Genomic DNA, 223 nt, shown 5'->3' on the forward strand with positions numbered 1-223 from the left:
GCCGCCGTACCGACCTCGACGAGCGGCTCGAGCCACAGCAGGCCGCGCGAGCCATTGCGGACGAGGTCGATCGCCATGCCGCGCCGTTCGGCCTCCGCGACGATCGCGGAAGCGAGCGCATCGGCGCCGAGCGCCAGCGCGGACGAATCGCGCGGGACGTAGATGCGGGTCGTCATGCCGCCTCCTTCGCATGAGCGACGGCGTCGGCCAGCAGCGCGTCGAA

Annotated in this window: 1 pseudogene; it reads right to left on the minus strand. The window is 72.6% G+C overall.

The window, feature by feature from the left end:
- Window positions 1–176: pseudogene (locus ACV229_RS40980) on the minus strand (formate dehydrogenase); the annotation flags it as partial.
- Window positions 177–223: the final 47 nt, after the last annotated feature.

Source organism: Burkholderia sp. MR1-5-21 (assembly GCF_053427715.1).